Origin of the sequence: Hymenobacter sp. H14-R3 (assembly GCF_030063445.1) — a bacterium.
In the GTDB taxonomy this organism is placed as follows: domain Bacteria; phylum Bacteroidota; class Bacteroidia; order Cytophagales; family Hymenobacteraceae; genus Hymenobacter.
Genome location: NZ_JASITD010000005.1, coordinates 111,715 through 124,447 on the forward strand (window position 1 = coordinate 111,715; position 12,733 = coordinate 124,447).

At 64.4% G+C, this 12,733-nt stretch carries 20 protein-coding genes and 1 tRNA gene; 13 read left to right on the forward strand and 8 right to left on the reverse strand.

Annotation, left to right across the window (positions count from 1 at the left end):
• Window positions 1–672: 672 nt before the first annotated feature.
• On the reverse strand, window positions 673–1,029 hold the full coding sequence (locus tag QMK33_RS06790) for an SLOG family protein (RefSeq protein WP_283563812.1): 357 nt from the start codon (window positions 1,027–1,029) through the stop codon (window positions 673–675).
• Between the two features lie 167 nt (window positions 1,030–1,196).
• On the opposite strand from QMK33_RS06790, the gene QMK33_RS06795 reads away from it, so the two are divergent.
• The 11 genes from QMK33_RS06795 to QMK33_RS06845 all read left to right on the forward strand — a co-directional run bounded on the left by QMK33_RS06795 (window position 1,197) and on the right by QMK33_RS06845 (window position 7,045).
• Complete coding sequence (locus QMK33_RS06795) at window positions 1,197–1,583, forward strand: hypothetical protein (RefSeq protein ID WP_283563813.1); 387 nt, start codon at window positions 1,197–1,199, stop codon at window positions 1,581–1,583.
• The gene (locus QMK33_RS06800) at window positions 1,576–1,821 is read left to right on the forward strand and encodes a hypothetical protein (RefSeq protein ID WP_283563814.1); all 246 of its coding nucleotides are present in this window, start codon (window positions 1,576–1,578) and stop codon (window positions 1,819–1,821) included. The genes QMK33_RS06795 and QMK33_RS06800 overlap by 8 nt, the downstream gene beginning before the upstream one ends.
• 55 nt (window positions 1,822–1,876) lie before the next feature.
• Complete coding sequence (locus QMK33_RS06805; RefSeq protein ID WP_283563815.1) at window positions 1,877–2,197, forward strand: DUF7447 family protein; 321 nt, start codon at window positions 1,877–1,879, stop codon at window positions 2,195–2,197.
• A gap of 48 nt (window positions 2,198–2,245) precedes the next feature.
• Window positions 2,246–2,500: a hypothetical protein gene (locus QMK33_RS06810; protein WP_283563816.1), complete on the forward strand. Its 255-nt coding sequence runs from the start codon at window positions 2,246–2,248 to the stop codon at window positions 2,498–2,500.
• Window positions 2,501–2,549: 49 nt separating this feature from the next.
• Entirely contained in the window at window positions 2,550–2,864 is a 315-nt protein-coding gene (locus QMK33_RS06815; protein ID WP_283563817.1) for a DUF3846 domain-containing protein, read from the forward strand.
• A 7-nt stretch (window positions 2,865–2,871) separates the two neighbouring features.
• Complete coding sequence (locus QMK33_RS06820; RefSeq protein WP_283563818.1) at window positions 2,872–3,081, forward strand: hypothetical protein; 210 nt, start codon at window positions 2,872–2,874, stop codon at window positions 3,079–3,081.
• 68 nt (window positions 3,082–3,149) lie between these two features.
• Window positions 3,150–3,872, forward strand: coding sequence for a hypothetical protein (locus QMK33_RS06825; protein WP_283563819.1), 723 nt, complete (start codon window positions 3,150–3,152; stop codon window positions 3,870–3,872).
• 49 nt (window positions 3,873–3,921) lie between these two features.
• Window positions 3,922–4,155 carry a hypothetical protein gene (locus tag QMK33_RS06830; RefSeq protein ID WP_283563820.1) on the forward strand — a complete coding sequence of 78 codons (234 nt, stop codon included), beginning with the start codon at window positions 3,922–3,924 and terminating at the stop codon, window positions 4,153–4,155.
• Between the two features lie 19 nt (window positions 4,156–4,174).
• Window positions 4,175–4,864 (forward strand): PD-(D/E)XK nuclease-like domain-containing protein, encoded by a 690-nt coding sequence (locus tag QMK33_RS06835; RefSeq protein WP_283563821.1) that lies wholly within the window; start codon window positions 4,175–4,177, stop codon window positions 4,862–4,864.
• A gap of 674 nt (window positions 4,865–5,538) precedes the next feature.
• Window positions 5,539–6,174: a type IV toxin-antitoxin system AbiEi family antitoxin gene (locus QMK33_RS06840; RefSeq protein WP_283563822.1), complete on the forward strand. Its 636-nt coding sequence runs from the start codon at window positions 5,539–5,541 to the stop codon at window positions 6,172–6,174.
• The gene (locus QMK33_RS06845; protein WP_283563823.1) at window positions 6,146–7,045 is read left to right on the forward strand and encodes a nucleotidyl transferase AbiEii/AbiGii toxin family protein; all 900 of its coding nucleotides are present in this window, start codon (window positions 6,146–6,148) and stop codon (window positions 7,043–7,045) included. Before QMK33_RS06840 ends, QMK33_RS06845 begins: the two co-directional genes overlap by 29 nt.
• 182 nt (window positions 7,046–7,227) lie before the next feature.
• Here QMK33_RS06845 and QMK33_RS06850 read toward each other — a convergent pair whose 3' ends face one another.
• The 4 genes from QMK33_RS06850 to QMK33_RS06865 form a co-directional block, all read right to left on the reverse strand.
• Window positions 7,228–7,773: a hypothetical protein gene (locus QMK33_RS06850; RefSeq protein ID WP_283563824.1), complete on the reverse strand. Its 546-nt coding sequence runs from the start codon at window positions 7,771–7,773 to the stop codon at window positions 7,228–7,230.
• Window positions 7,774–7,805: 32 nt separating this feature from the next.
• Window positions 7,806–8,096: a hypothetical protein gene (locus QMK33_RS06855; RefSeq protein ID WP_283563825.1), complete on the reverse strand. Its 291-nt coding sequence runs from the start codon at window positions 8,094–8,096 to the stop codon at window positions 7,806–7,808.
• A 96-nt stretch (window positions 8,097–8,192) separates the two neighbouring features.
• Window positions 8,193–9,230, reverse strand: coding sequence for a hypothetical protein (locus QMK33_RS06860; protein WP_283563826.1), 1,038 nt, complete (start codon window positions 9,228–9,230; stop codon window positions 8,193–8,195).
• 58 nt (window positions 9,231–9,288) lie between these two features.
• Complete coding sequence (locus tag QMK33_RS06865) at window positions 9,289–9,834, reverse strand: thermonuclease family protein (protein ID WP_283563827.1); 546 nt, start codon at window positions 9,832–9,834, stop codon at window positions 9,289–9,291.
• A gap of 74 nt (window positions 9,835–9,908) precedes the next feature.
• Between QMK33_RS06865 and QMK33_RS06870 the strand changes: the two genes are divergently transcribed.
• A complete protein-coding gene (locus tag QMK33_RS06870; RefSeq protein WP_283563828.1) occupies window positions 9,909–10,115 on the forward strand; it encodes a hypothetical protein in 207 nt (68 codons plus the stop codon).
• A 128-nt stretch (window positions 10,116–10,243) separates the two neighbouring features.
• A complete protein-coding gene (locus QMK33_RS06875) occupies window positions 10,244–10,555 on the forward strand; it encodes an STAS-like domain-containing protein (protein WP_283563829.1) in 312 nt (103 codons plus the stop codon).
• Between the two features lie 67 nt (window positions 10,556–10,622).
• On the opposite strand, the gene QMK33_RS06880 is transcribed toward QMK33_RS06875, so the two are convergent.
• The 3 genes from QMK33_RS06880 to QMK33_RS06890 form a co-directional block, all read right to left on the reverse strand.
• Window positions 10,623–11,936, reverse strand: a complete 1,314-nt coding sequence (locus tag QMK33_RS06880; protein WP_283563830.1) for a site-specific integrase — start codon at window positions 11,934–11,936, stop codon at window positions 10,623–10,625.
• 138 nt (window positions 11,937–12,074) lie between these two features.
• Window positions 12,075–12,156 (reverse strand) — tRNA-Leu (locus tag QMK33_RS06885).
• Between the two features lie 25 nt (window positions 12,157–12,181).
• Window positions 12,182–12,730 (reverse strand): iron-sulfur cluster co-chaperone HscB C-terminal domain-containing protein, encoded by a 549-nt coding sequence (locus tag QMK33_RS06890; protein ID WP_283563831.1) that lies wholly within the window; start codon window positions 12,728–12,730, stop codon window positions 12,182–12,184.
• Window positions 12,731–12,733: the final 3 nt, after the last annotated feature.

The following is a 12,733-nucleotide window of genomic DNA, read 5'->3' on the forward strand; positions in this document are numbered from 1 at the left end:
TACTTTAAGGTAGTGCGTCACTGTTCATTCGGGCGGCTCCCCGGCCCTCCGCGCTGCTGCGGGCCGGGGCCAGGCTATCCGCCACTCCGCTTCGCTGCGGCCCTGCGGGCAGCCTCCCTTCGGTCGGCTTGGCTACTATCCTTGCCGCAACCTGCTGCTACTAGCCGCTACCAGCCGGGCCCCTCGCCCTCCGGGACGAGCCGCCCGCCCCCGCCCCCCCCAGTTACCACCCCAGACGCTCACCTACCCCACCCGGCCCGCCTCCCGTAGGTCGGCCAGCCTCACCCTACGCCCCAGACGCCCGGCCCCCGCGTCGCCTCCCGCGCCACCTGCCCCAAAAGGCAGGCCGCGCGTCCAGCCCCCCAAAACCAGCCACACCGGCCCAGCCCCTCCGCGCTGCTACGGGCCCCGGCCTCTGCCCCCAGCACCAATAAGGCCCGCTTCGCGGAGTGTCCAGTGGGGGCGGCCCCCCACACCCCCTGTCACCATGCCCTGGCTAACGCCCGGTCATCTTCCTCGGGCCCTCCCCTAAACCTCCCGCACCGCCCTCATAAGGAGCCCTTCGGGCAGTGTCTAGTGGGGGCCTCAGCCCGTCCCCCACACCCCCAGGGCAAGGCATTCAGCCGTTCGGTCAGGTCGCCCGCGCCCGGTGCCGGCGGCCCGCCTGGGGGCTCAGTCCAGGGGCAGCAGCTCGCAGGGCCGCCCCAGCCGCCGCGCGGCCTTGTAGGCGCTCAGCGTGCCCTTGCTGCGGCCGTCCCACACCAGCAGCACCAGCCCGGCGCGGCGCACTATCTCGGCGTTGCGCACGTGGGGGGCGCCGGTGCCATGGGTGGCGTAGTCGGGGCGCAGTTCCAGCAGCGGTACCCCGTGGGCCCGTGCCCAGGTGGCCGCCAGGGTGTCTACCCCCGTGGCTCCGCCGCTAACCACTTGCGCCGGCTCTAGTTCGGCCAGCCGCTGCACCAGGGCGGCGCAGCTTTTCACGCCTCGGCTGCCTACTACCGCCACCACTTGCTTTTTGTATTTTTCCATACCTAAAGGTAAGTAAAAAATAGTTGCTGTCAAAGTGTTTTTATGTGCTACTTTAGTTTGTTTATGTATACTTTAGTTGTATATTTGTAAGGTAGTCGGGAAGGGCCCGGCTACCGCTCCACCGGAGGCCTACGGCACGGGGCACCCCACGGCTCACCCATACAGCCATGCTCACTTCCGTTCAGTTTTCCCAGTTGGCCGCCGCCGCCTGGTCGGGCCCCGCCGCCGCTATTATTGCCAGCATCGAGCACTACGCCGCGGCTGCTGGCGACCACGCTAGTACCACTTATAGCGCGTCCTACCACGTGGGCGGCGTGTGTCACATGGGCCGCGCCGAGTGCCCGCTTGCCGCCGTGGCCGCTGCCGTGCAGCACTACACAGCTGGTATCGAGGCCGAGGCAGCCCGCCAGTTGGCCAGCGCGCAAGTGGCCCGCCGCTTCGCCCGCCGGGTGCTGGCCACCTTGGGCGGGCAGCTGGCCGGCCGGCCGCTCCGCGGCGCTGGCTTCGCCTGCCGCGCCCGTCGCCACCGTTGCCTCCGCTTGCTCCGTGCCTAGCCCGCCGCTGGCCGCCACCCCGGCCGCGCCCCAGCCGGGCGCGGCCCCCGCGCGGGCTGCGCAGCTGGCCGCCATTGCCCGCCAGTACCCCGAGCTGGCCGCCCGCCTAGCCGCTCACGATGCGGCGCTGGCCGCCGGCCCCTTGCGCCGCCGCAGCCCCTCCCGCAGTGAGGGCCGCCCCGTCGACCCGCTCGATGACCCCGCCACTGACCCTTGCCGCTGGCAAGGCTTCCTCTAGCCACCCGGCCCGCGCCCACTTCTGGCGGCGCGGGCCCCCAGCCTCACGCCCCACCATGCACCCCAAGACCTACACCCTTTCCGACATTAAAACGGCCAACCGCGTCCGCGGGCTGTATTTCTTCAGCCGCGACACGCTGCGCTTTTTCCGCTCCCGCATCAGTGCCCGCGTGCACCAGGGGCCGGGCGGCATCTATTTCGTCACGTCCGAGCAGTTTGATGAGCGCAGCCCCCGGCTCTATACCGTGCGCTGCTTCAACCCGGCCAGCGCCGGCATCGATACGGTGGGCGAGTTCCAGGAGCACCCCACGGCCTACCAAGCCCACGCCGAGGCCGCCCGCCTGGCGGCCCAGGTTTCAACCCCCGCCAGCTGCTAGCCACCCGGCCCGCGCCCACCGTCGGCGCGGGCCCCTAGCTCCCCTTTTATGATTGCCCGCCTCAGTCCCAGCTTTTCGCAGGTGGCCGCCGCCTGCTTTCCCTTGGCCGGTTGCACCGTCAGCGGCTACTCCAGCGCCAAAGGCTCGCGCTACTCGCTCACCGTCAGCACCCCGGTCGGCACTGGCTGCCCCGGCCACTACCACGGCACCGGGGCCACCTGCTACGAAGCGCTAGCCGCCGCCGTGCAGCTCTTCCTCGAAAGCGCCCATGCCTACCCGGCCCTGGCTGCCCACCAGTCCTAACTACCCACCTAGGGGCCGGCCACATACTGGCCCCGCTTTCCCTACTACCGTGCCTAAAACTACCGTCACTTACCAGCCCCATCTGCTCGACCCGCACGCCGCCGAGCCGCAACCCGTCAGCCCGGCCGATGGCAAGAGCTTCAAACTGCCCGAGCTGTACCGCCTGCTCGATTGCCGGCTAGTCGACGTGGTACGCCTCAGCGATGAGCTGATTTTGATAATCGACGACGAAGGCAAGTTTCGCGAACCCGCCTACCTCAACCTGCTGGCTACCTATCTCTGGCACCAGCACCATCCCGCCGCCCGCGGCTTCGATGCCATCGTGGGCCGCGCCATCCTGTGCCACGACAAGCAGTTTCGCTAGGCCCCCGATGAGCAAGCGACTCGCCCCCATCTGCCGCATCGTGCAGCGCCCCGTGCCGGGTAGCCCTCTAGGCCCCGGCACCTACTTGACATTCATGCAGCGCCCCGGCTGCGACTACACCGACCTGATGCTAGGTGACCGCACGGAGTGCCTGCGGGCCGCCATTGAGGTAGCGGCCAACCGAGCCGAGTACGATGCCCGCAAAAGCAAAAAATAGCTTCACCGGCGACGGGGCCGGCCGCCAACGAGCCCCACTTTTTTCTCTCATTCCAACCCCATTATCAGATGTCTACCAAAGTAAAAGCCCAGCGTAGTCCCCTCGCCGAAGCGCCCGCCGCCACGTTGCCCGCCACCATCCCTACCCCCCAGCGCGCCTACCTCATCGGCAAAGTGGACGAGGCTAGCGGCGAAGTCGCGCAGGTGTCGCGCTTCCGCTACCTGCCCGGCCACCCCCGCCAGGTGCGCTTCGATGCCAAGGCCGGCCAGTTCAACATCGGCGGCACGGTGCCGTTGGGCAATTCGCTCCGCTTCATCCCGCTGGCCTGGCGCATTTTTCAGGACGATATTCTCAACATGGGCCGTAAGCTTTGGGCCGAGCTATTTTTTGCAGACGACAAGGGCGCTATCTGCGCGGTGCTCTTTCACGGCTACTCGGTCGAAAACCTCTACCGCCTCATCGAGCCGCTGTTTTACGACGACCTGACCCTGGCCGACGTGGTGGTGAAAGTGACCGCCGAGAAAAAGCAAACCACTAAGGAGGGCAAAACGGCCACCTACTACATCGCCCAGTTCAGCTACGAGCCGGCCCCCGCCGAGGAGGTCGCTGCCCGCCGCGACTACGCCCGCGACCTGCCCATCTGGCGGGCCGAAACATACACCGGCGCGGCCGATATCCGCATCCAGCACGCCTACACCGTGCCCGAAGACGGCGACCCCCACACCCCCGCCGCCGAGCTGCCCGCCGCCGTCGAGTTGCCCGCCGCCGTCGAGTTGCCCCAAGCTGCCTAGTGTCACCGGCCGCACGGTATCCGCCGTGGGGCCCTCACTACCCCTTGCAATGGAAACGCCCCGCCTACTTATCGAGCAGCCGCCCCACGACGAAGCCGAGGCCGCGCAGCTAGCCCAGCTCCGCGAGCTGCTAGCCAACACCGACCCGCTACCCGACCTGCGCGACTTCGCGCCCGCCGTGCGCCAGCTCTTCCCCGAGCCCGCCTACCGTGTGGGCTGCGGCAGTGCTCATATCTGGCTGCATCGCACCGCCGACGCGACCCGCCTGGCCCTCATCCGCTAACCCTGTTTTCTTCCTCATTATGTTTTACGCCCTGACCCATCACCCCGGCCTGACCCAGGCCCAGCACCGCGCCTTGCCGCACGTCTCCAATACTGACCTCTCCAACCTCAAGGCCAGCATCCTGGGCCAATTGCGCCGGCCCAATCCTGTGGCCCTAGCCTTCGGCTCCCACTTCCACACGGCCGTGCTGGAGCCCGGCCAGTACCAGCGCACCGACGAGCGCGGCATCAAATGGCCCGACCTCGAAGCCCTAGCCCGCCAGCTGCGCCGCCAACGCTACTGCCGCGACCTGCTCTACCGCGGCCAGGCCGAGCAGTCCTACACCGCCATGCACACCGCCACGGGGGTAGGGGTGAAGCTGCGCCCTGACCTGCTCGTGCGCAGCCGCGCCGGCCGCCAGCTCACCCTCATCGACTTCAAAACCAGCAGTGCCCCCGACCTCGCGCACTTCTTGGCCACCATCGAGAAATATGACTATGACCGCCAGGCCGCCTTATACCTCGACGTGCTCGGTGCCACGCGCTTCCTCATCATCGGGGTGCAAAAAAAGGCCCCCTACCAGGTGTGGCGCGTCGAGTTGACCGCCATGCCCGGCCTCATCGAGCAGGGCCGCAAGAAGTACACCGCCTTGCTGCGCCATCACGCCCGCCAACTTTTACCGGCCTCTGCGCAGGACTTAGCCGCTCCGGCAATGATGCTAGCAGCTTAGCCATTTGGCCCGCTCCAAAAGAGCAGGCCGCTTTATTTCCCCCGGTTTCTTTTGAATTACGGTAGGCTCACGCAGTGAAAGTAGGTATCGGAATTATGTGGCAAAATTTCTTGATAACATATTGAATGCAAAAGGTTTGCAATACGGAATGGGTATCGGAATTTAGTAGCTACTCTCCGGTCAATTCTGACTGTTCAAAAGCTTGTTTATTGCTCATTGTTCATTATTTTTGAGTGTTCATTATTAGTGAACGCCTGTAAATAGTGAACGTACCCGAAGAAAATGTGCTGCTTCTAGCTAGTCAGGCGCTTGAGAGCCGAATAGGGCAGCCCGTTCAGGTAGCGGCCCTAAACGATATTGATGCGGCGAAAGCAGTAGGTATGGGCTACCACGCAGCCGGGTATTTACTAGTTGGAGCTAATAAATATCGTTTGCTAGTAGAAGCGAAACCCAGACTGCGTGAGGATACCATGATGCAATTGCGGTATATCAACGACCACGCCCAATATCCAGTAGTACTAGCTGCTCCTTACATACCGGATAGCCTGGGCAGGGTATTGCAGCGCGAGAATATCCAATACCTAGACACGGCAGGTAATGCGTATTTGAACGCGGCTGACGCTGGCCTTTTTATCTTGGTAGGAGGTCAGCGCCAACCGGCAATTGGAAAACAAGTGCAGCACCGCGCCTTCCAGCCCGCCGGCGTGCAACTGCTCTACCACCTGCTGAGCGAGCCCGCGCTGCTTCAGGCCAGCTACCGGGCAATGGCCGAGCAGGCCCAGGTAGCCTTGGGCTCGGTCAGCATTTTGTTACGCGGCTTGCAGCAGTTGGAATTGCTGCGCGACGAGTCTGGCAAGCGCCGCTGGACGGACCCGGCCCAGGTACTGCGCCGCTGGGTGGATGCCTACGGCGAGGTTGTGCGCCCCAAGCTGGCCGCCCAGCGCTACCGCTGGCTCGACCCCGCCGTGGCCCGCCAGGGCTGGCAGAATTTGGAATTGGGGCCTGACATGGCTTGGGGGGGCGAGCCGGCCGCGCATCTGCTACTCGATGGCTACTTGCTGCCCGAATACTTCACGCTGTACACCACGGCGGCGCGGGGCGAAGTAATCCGCCAGCTCCGGCTGGTGCCCGATGCCGCGGGCAAGGTGGAGGTACTACGGCCGATGGATACCACCCTAGGCCCAGGGCGGCCCCAGCCGCAGGCCGTTCACCCACTGCTAGCCTACGCCGACTTGTTGCTAACCGCCGACCCGCGCAACCGCGAAGTGGCCCACCTCCTGCATGAGCACTATCTATCCCATCTCACCTGAGCGCCTGCAGCCTGCCGGCCTGGGCCTGGCGATGGCGGCCTTGCAGCGCGGGTTTGCTTACTTCGGTATCGACTTCTATATCGTCGGTGCCGTAGCCCGCGACATCTGGCTGACCCAGATATACGACGAGCCCGACCGCCGCACCACCAAGGACCTGGACCTGGCCATCTTTATTCACGACACGGCCGAGTACGAGGCCCTGCAAGCGTGGCTGGTAGAGCAGGAAGGATTCGTGCTGGCGCAGAGCAGCGCCTTTTGCCTTCTCTACCACTCAGCCGATGGCCCCGGCAACGTAACGGTCGACCTGATGCCCTTCGGGGCCATCGCCGACGAAGCGGGCGACGTGTACTTCTCGGGCCGCGGCATGGAGCGTATCTCCACCGTAGGCTTCACCGAAGTGCTGGCCGACGCGGCCACCGTTACCATCCCCACCGGCGAGCAGTGGCGCATCGTGACGCTGCCCGGCATCGTGGTGCTCAAGCTCGTAGCCTGGCAAGACCGCCCGGAGCGCGGCAAAGACGCCATTGATATCTGGAACTTGTTGGCCGTCTATTTCGACCTGATAACGGACGACGTGTACGCCAACCACCTCGACCTCTTTGCGGAAGAGGAAACCCCTGACACCACCAACCTAACCCTATTGGTAGGCGCACGGGTCCTAGGCCGCCAAATTCACCAGCTCCTGGCCGACCGCCCGGTGCAGGGCCGCTTGCTCGCACTTCTAGCCGACCAGTTGACCCTAGGCGAGGTAAGCCCACTAGCCAGAGCGATGAGCCGCCAGGGCCCCGAAATAGCCACCTGCCTGGCTGCCCTGAATGCGCTGCGCGCTGGCCTGGAGGACGCTTGGCCTCCTCCCGCTTCCTCAGAGTAGCCGTGGTTATTTCTTATGCCTAGCAGAAGTAACGGTTGATTTTCAAGCAAGTATAATTCTTGCGACACTGTCGCAAGAATAGTGAGTAGGCTAGCCAGAGAATCGAGTTTAGCCTACTCGCCTAACAAAAAAAGGTCGTCTCCCTACCAGGGAGCCGACCTTTTGATTACGTCTAAAGCAGCTTACAGCGCGGCAGCGGCTTGCTCGCCCACGGTAAACGTGTGCGTCAGCCGCGCCCCCGAAGGAGCCACCGCCGAAAGCGTCACCACCTGCCCAGCCGCCACATTTGGCACCGACAAGCTAATCGAATCATTGAGCGCCAGCTTGTAGGAATAGGCCCCCGGCGAGTCGAACACGAGCAGGTACTCGGTGTCCGTCGCCACCGGCGAGGAGACTTGGATGGTGATGTTGTCGTAGCCGCCCGAGAAGCTGTGGATGAAGCTGTTCAGTGCCAGCGCCCCAGCGGCCGGCCCCGTCGCGGTGCTCGCCGTCAGCACGGCCCCCGGCAGGTCGAAGCCCAGCTTGTCGGCGTCCAGAATGTACATGCCATCGGGTACAAGCTGGGTGAGCGAGTTGAACGTATTGCCCGGCTTGAACACCTGGTAGCCCGTGCCCCCGCTGTTGAAGCCGTACACGGCATTCACGTTGCCCTTCCAGGCCGCTGAGGTCAGGGTTTGAGCCGCCCCGCCGTAGAGGAAGCCCACCAGTTTTTTGCTTATCGTACTCATTGGTAAGAAGAAGTAAAGAGTTGAAAAAGAGATTAGTTGACCGTCAAGTCACGCGGGTCGAGGTAGCCCAGCAGCACGTAGCCGGCCGGGAAAGCCGCCAGCGGCCATCCGGCTCCCACCGGAAAAGCTGCCTCTAGGTCGGTGTAGCTTCGGCCCGTTGGGGCCTGCACCACGGCCACCAGCCAGTGCGAAAGCGCCACTTGCGCCCGCACCGTCCCGAGCCCTACCACCGGCTCCACAGCTGCGATGTACAGCTGGCCCCGGCCAGCGTCAGTAGGTTCCACCGCGCCAGCTGAGGCACCGGCGGGAGCTTTGAAAAGCATCGTCATCGTATTGAGAAAGTAGGGGGGTAGGGAAGAAAAAAGGCCGGCCCCGGCATCGCTACCAGGGCCGGCCCCTTAGTTCCTAAGCCGCGCGGCCTAGAAGTTCACCGTAGCCGCAAATGCGCCCGTGTGGGGCACGCCGGCGTGCGTAAAGCTGAACGCCTTGCCTGCGTAGCGGTCGAGATAGGCCACCGAGGCCACCTGCGCGCCACCTACGTTGATGTCCATGCTCGACGGGGCCGAGCCGCCCGTGGTCAGCGCATCGAAGCCGAAGGCGTCGCCCGCCGAGGCTGCCAGGGTCACGCCCTGGGCGTTGTCGTTCGGGCCGTTCAGGTTCGTGTTATACACCACGTTGCCCGTGCCGCCGCCGCCGCCCGTCACCGGCACCGCGCTGGTGTACTCCACCGCCAGCGGATTGCTGGCGTTGTTGTTGAGCGGGTAGAACTTGCCGTTAATCTGCTGGTAGTAGTTCATGCCCAGCACGCCAATTACCAGCTCGTCCGCCGTGGGGGCCGCCGGCAGCGTGGCCACCTGGCTCACGTTCGTGCGCGCCGCGCCCGTCAGGGGCAAGATGCCCAGCGGCGCGGCCACCGTGGCCGCCGAGTACGTCTTGGCCACGAAGTTCACCGCGGCCACCCCGAACAGAATTTCGTAGTGCGTGGCGCCCGTCGGGGCCGCAATGTCCACGGTGGGGTTCAGGCTCGGAATGGCCAGCGTCACCGTCGCGCCGTTCGGCGTTACGGTGTAGGGCGAGAACAGCGACTGCCCCAGGCCCGCGCCCAGGTTGAAGTTGAAGCCGAGCAGCGAAGCCGCGTTGGCCGCTACCACCTGGCGCATGCCCCGGTCGCTGGTGGCGTCGAGGTTGATGATGCTCTTCATCGCCTTCGACAAGCGCGAGACCATGTACCGGTCGCTGGCCGCCTGAATCTGGGTGCGCAAGGCATCGCGTACCAGCTTGCCCGCCGAGCCGGCCGCGCCGAACTCCGAAGCGTTTTCGCGCACGCGCACCATGCTGGCCTTACTCGTGAAGGTTGATTTGTTGGAGGCCGGCTTCTGCCGCACGCTCCCGTCCTTGGCGAACACCAGGCCACCCACGGTGCCCTTGATGCCCAAAATACCCGTTTGCTGGGCCATAACTGATAAGGATAAAAAGGTAAGAAAATACGTCTTGCTGCTTGCGTTAACGGCCTTGCTACCAGGTGCAGCCCACCCCGTAGCGCCGTTTAATCTGGGCGGTAAACCCGCGCCATACCTTCGGCGGCAGCGTCCCATCGACGCCGCACTTCCACAGCCCGCGCCCGGCCCGCTGCGCCGCCGCTTGCTGCGGCAGCCGCGCCGCCGCCACGTGACTCGGGTCAAAAGCCCAGGCCCACCCCCGCACCACCAGCAGCGAATCAACGGCCCCCGCGCTTTCGGCTAGCCGCAGCTTGCCCAGCGTGCGGCCGTACAAGTCCGTCCCGTGGCGTTGCAGCCGTACCAGTCGCCCGCGCAGCAGCGCCGTCGCCGAGTCGGTGGCCTGCGGCCCAAATGCCTGGTCGTGCTCCGGCGCATCCACGCCCAGCAGCCGCACCCGCAGCACCTGGCCCCCGGCCAGCACCTCGTAGGTATCGCCGTCGACTACTCGCGTCACCCGCGCCATTTCCCAGGCCACCGGCCCCGATGCAGCGGGCGAGCTGCCGGCCAGCGCAAGCACCAACCCGAGCCGGGCCCCCAAATGAATAGCGGGTAAGAATTTCATGGCGCAAACCTATTTCGCCCCTGCTTCGGTTGTATATTCGCCTACCCAACTATACCCCAAACTACCCCGCTTTCATGCCCCAGGTCGTCATCTACCCCAAAGACGCCGCCACCATCACCGGCAACGGCTACGACGCGGCCAAGCGACTGCTCCAGCGCGTGCGTGCCCATTTCGGCAAGGCCACCGATTCCTATGTCTCGGTCGGTGAGTTCTGCGCCTACACTGGCCTGCCCGAGCGCGAGGTGGCCGCCGCCCTCGCCCAGCCCCTCATTAACCGCTAGGGGAGGCCCCAAAAAGAAAGGCGAGCCACGGGCTTCCCCCGCAGCTCGCCCCACCTTCACTCCAGGCTCGCCCGTATCAACGCCTAGTTGCACGGCTGCCTACTTTCGTCGCCTCGAACCTTTGGTTTATGAGCATTGCTACCCCCACCCATCCAGTTCTGCCGGTGGCCCGCCTTACGGCTGGCACCTTCACCAACGCCGATGGCAATAAGCTGTTCGAGGCCCTGCGAGCGGCCCTGACTGAGCAAGCCGGACCCGTCACGCTCGACCTGACCGACGTAATCAGCTTCTCCAGTTCCTTCCTCAACTCCTCACTCAGCCCGCTGGCCGACGACCTAGGCACTGCCAGCTACCAGCGCCTACGCCTACGCAACTACAAGCCAGCCCACCTCAAGCAGTTGAAGGACTATTTGGCCACCGTCGCCCAGCCAGCTGCTTAGCTAAGGCCAACCAACTAGTAACAAAAAAGCCCCGCGCTGGCGGGGCTTTTTTGTTACTAGTTGCTGCCTACGCCACGGCCATCACGGCGCATACCGCATTGTCCGGCACCGCAGCGGCCGGAGTAGCCGGCCCGTCCCAGGCCGCCCGCATCGCCTGGTGCTGCAACTCCTCCACCACCTGGGCATAGCGCATGGTGTTCTGAATCTTGGCGTGGCCCATCACCCGTTGCAGCACCGCTACCGGCATCCCACGCAGCAGGCTTTGCACGGCAAACGTGTGGCGCGCCGTGTGCATGGTCACCAACTCGTGCAGCGGCACGGCCTCCTTCACCACCCGGCCGCCGGCCGTGCTCACCACTTCCACCAGGCGCATCAAACCCGCCTGCTTCGTAATCTTCTTCAAATAGCGGTTCATGGGTTGGTTGGCCAGCACCGGCAGCAGCCTGGCCCCCTCGCCCGAGCGTTCGGGCGCGGCGTAGCGGTCCAGAATATCCGCCGCCAGCCGGCTCAGGTAAATACTCACCGTGGCCCGCGTCTTGGTTTGCACCAGCCGCAGCACCCGGTCGCCGTCGCCATTCGCGCCCAGGGCATGCAGGTTGCCGCCGTGGAGGGATGCCACGTCGGAATACCGCAGCCCGGTGTAGCAGCAGAACAAGAACACGTCCCGCGCCGGCTCTAAAGTCGCTGAGAGTTTCACCGCCGCCAGCGCGGTCAGGTCCGCCCCGCTCAAATACGTTTTGGCCTGGTCGACGTAGCGCACCTCCACCCGTTTCAGCTCCAGCCCCAGCGTCTGCTGCCGCTCGTCTTGCGCGTGCCGCAGGAACGTTTTCAAGTCCTTCACCACCGAGTAGATGCCGTTGGCCCCTAGCCCACACGTAGTGCGCAGGTACTTCACAAAGTCGTCGTGGGTAGCCCCGTCGTAGTCAACCACAGTTATTTTCTTGCGCCGCCCCGTGGTCAGAAAAGTAGCGAGGTGGTTGCGGGCCGTGCCATAGTGCCGTAGCGTATGGAAGGCGTAGCCCCGCCCGCGCAGCACCTCAATAAAGGCCGTCATCGCCTCCACGAACCCCAGCTCCGGCACGACGGCGGTCGGGTTAATTACTTCCCGTATCAGCGCCAGCGTCGGCGGGGTGCCCGCCGTGCGCATCTCCCGGTAGCGCTTCTGCACACGCTCCGCAATCGCGTCCAGCACGTTGTTGGCTTCCTCGTAGCCTTCCTTCGCCTTCCGAAACCGCTGCTTGTCGGCGTTCCACTCTTTGGGCAGGCACTTCTCGCGGGTGAAGCCCTGGAGCCGCAGCCCCTCGAAATGGGCGATTAGGAACACTGGGGCCAATCCGTGCTTATCGGTCTTGTCTTCCCGCAGGACAAATTTTACTGTCATTTTTGGTAGCGAATTTGGTAGAACAAATGCGGCCGCAAATGGGAGTAAATGCAAAAAGGGACGGACGCAAAAAGGCCCTAAAAACTGCTTTAGTGCACAACTAAGCAGTCTTTAGGGCCTTTCGTCTGTAATTCCTAGTACCCGGAGCCGGAGTCGAACCGGCACACCTTGCGGTAATGGTGTTTGAGACCATCGCGTCTACCGGTTCCGCCATCCGGGCAAGAACTATTCCGCTCGGCCGGTAGTCACGGGCGGGCCGCAAAGGTAGCCAATTGCTGGCGAAGCCGCAAGAGGTAGCGCTTTTTTAGGTAATAGGTTTTTACCTGGGCCAGGGCGGCCGGGCGGTGGTCGGCGGGCAGGCCCGCGTAGCCAGCCAGAACCGGCTGAATGCCAGCATCAAGGGTGTCGGCCAGCGCTGTTACCTCCGTTTCGAGCGCGGTAGTGGCGGCGGAATCGGGCTCAAACTCCAGCTCCATGAGCTGCTCGTTGAGGTCCATTACCTCCATCAGAAAATCGCTGGGGAGCTGGTTTTGGGCGCTGCCTTCTTCCAGCAAGCCGTGCTGGCTGAGCAGGTAGGCCATGCGGGTGTCGGGGTTGGCGAGGGTGCGGTAGGCGTCGGTGTTGAGGGTGCTCAGGCGCAGGGCTTCGGCCTGGGCGGCGGGGGTATCCTGGGCGTGGAAATCGGGGTGCAGCTCGCGGCTGAGCTGGTAGTATTTAGTTTTGAGGGCGGCTTCGTCGAGCAAAAAAGCTTCGGGCAAGCCGTAGAAAGCAAAGTAGGTGGGGGTAGTAGCCATAAG

Excerpts from the sequence above, each read along its gene's own strand:
- QMK33_RS06790 (WP_283563812.1), bottom strand. The coding sequence starts at position 1,029 with ATGGAAAAATACAAAAAGCAAGTGGTGGCGGTAGTAGGCAGCCGAGGC.
- QMK33_RS06795 (WP_283563813.1), top strand. The coding sequence starts at position 1,197 with ATGCTCACTTCCGTTCAGTTTTCCCAGTTGGCCGCCGCCGCCTGGTCG.
- QMK33_RS06805 (WP_283563815.1), top strand. The coding sequence starts at position 1,877 with ATGCACCCCAAGACCTACACCCTTTCCGACATTAAAACGGCCAACCGC.
- QMK33_RS06810 (WP_283563816.1), top strand. The coding sequence starts at position 2,246 with ATGATTGCCCGCCTCAGTCCCAGCTTTTCGCAGGTGGCCGCCGCCTGC.
- QMK33_RS06820 (WP_283563818.1), top strand. The coding sequence starts at position 2,872 with ATGAGCAAGCGACTCGCCCCCATCTGCCGCATCGTGCAGCGCCCCGTG.
- QMK33_RS06825 (WP_283563819.1), top strand. The coding sequence starts at position 3,150 with ATGTCTACCAAAGTAAAAGCCCAGCGTAGTCCCCTCGCCGAAGCGCCC.
- QMK33_RS06830 (WP_283563820.1), top strand. The coding sequence starts at position 3,922 with ATGGAAACGCCCCGCCTACTTATCGAGCAGCCGCCCCACGACGAAGCC.
- QMK33_RS06835 (WP_283563821.1), top strand. The coding sequence starts at position 4,175 with ATGTTTTACGCCCTGACCCATCACCCCGGCCTGACCCAGGCCCAGCAC.
- QMK33_RS06845 (WP_283563823.1), top strand. The coding sequence starts at position 6,146 with ATGAGCACTATCTATCCCATCTCACCTGAGCGCCTGCAGCCTGCCGGC.
- QMK33_RS06850 (WP_283563824.1), bottom strand. The coding sequence starts at position 7,773 with ATGAGTACGATAAGCAAAAAACTGGTGGGCTTCCTCTACGGCGGGGCG.
- QMK33_RS06855 (WP_283563825.1), bottom strand. The coding sequence starts at position 8,096 with ATGCTTTTCAAAGCTCCCGCCGGTGCCTCAGCTGGCGCGGTGGAACCT.
- QMK33_RS06860 (WP_283563826.1), bottom strand. The coding sequence starts at position 9,230 with ATGGCCCAGCAAACGGGTATTTTGGGCATCAAGGGCACCGTGGGTGGC.
- QMK33_RS06865 (WP_283563827.1), bottom strand. The coding sequence starts at position 9,834 with ATGAAATTCTTACCCGCTATTCATTTGGGGGCCCGGCTCGGGTTGGTG.
- QMK33_RS06870 (WP_283563828.1), top strand. The coding sequence starts at position 9,909 with ATGCCCCAGGTCGTCATCTACCCCAAAGACGCCGCCACCATCACCGGC.
- QMK33_RS06875 (WP_283563829.1), top strand. The coding sequence starts at position 10,244 with ATGAGCATTGCTACCCCCACCCATCCAGTTCTGCCGGTGGCCCGCCTT.
- QMK33_RS06880 (WP_283563830.1), bottom strand. The coding sequence starts at position 11,936 with ATGACAGTAAAATTTGTCCTGCGGGAAGACAAGACCGATAAGCACGGA.
- QMK33_RS06890 (WP_283563831.1), bottom strand. The coding sequence starts at position 12,730 with ATGGCTACTACCCCCACCTACTTTGCTTTCTACGGCTTGCCCGAAGCT.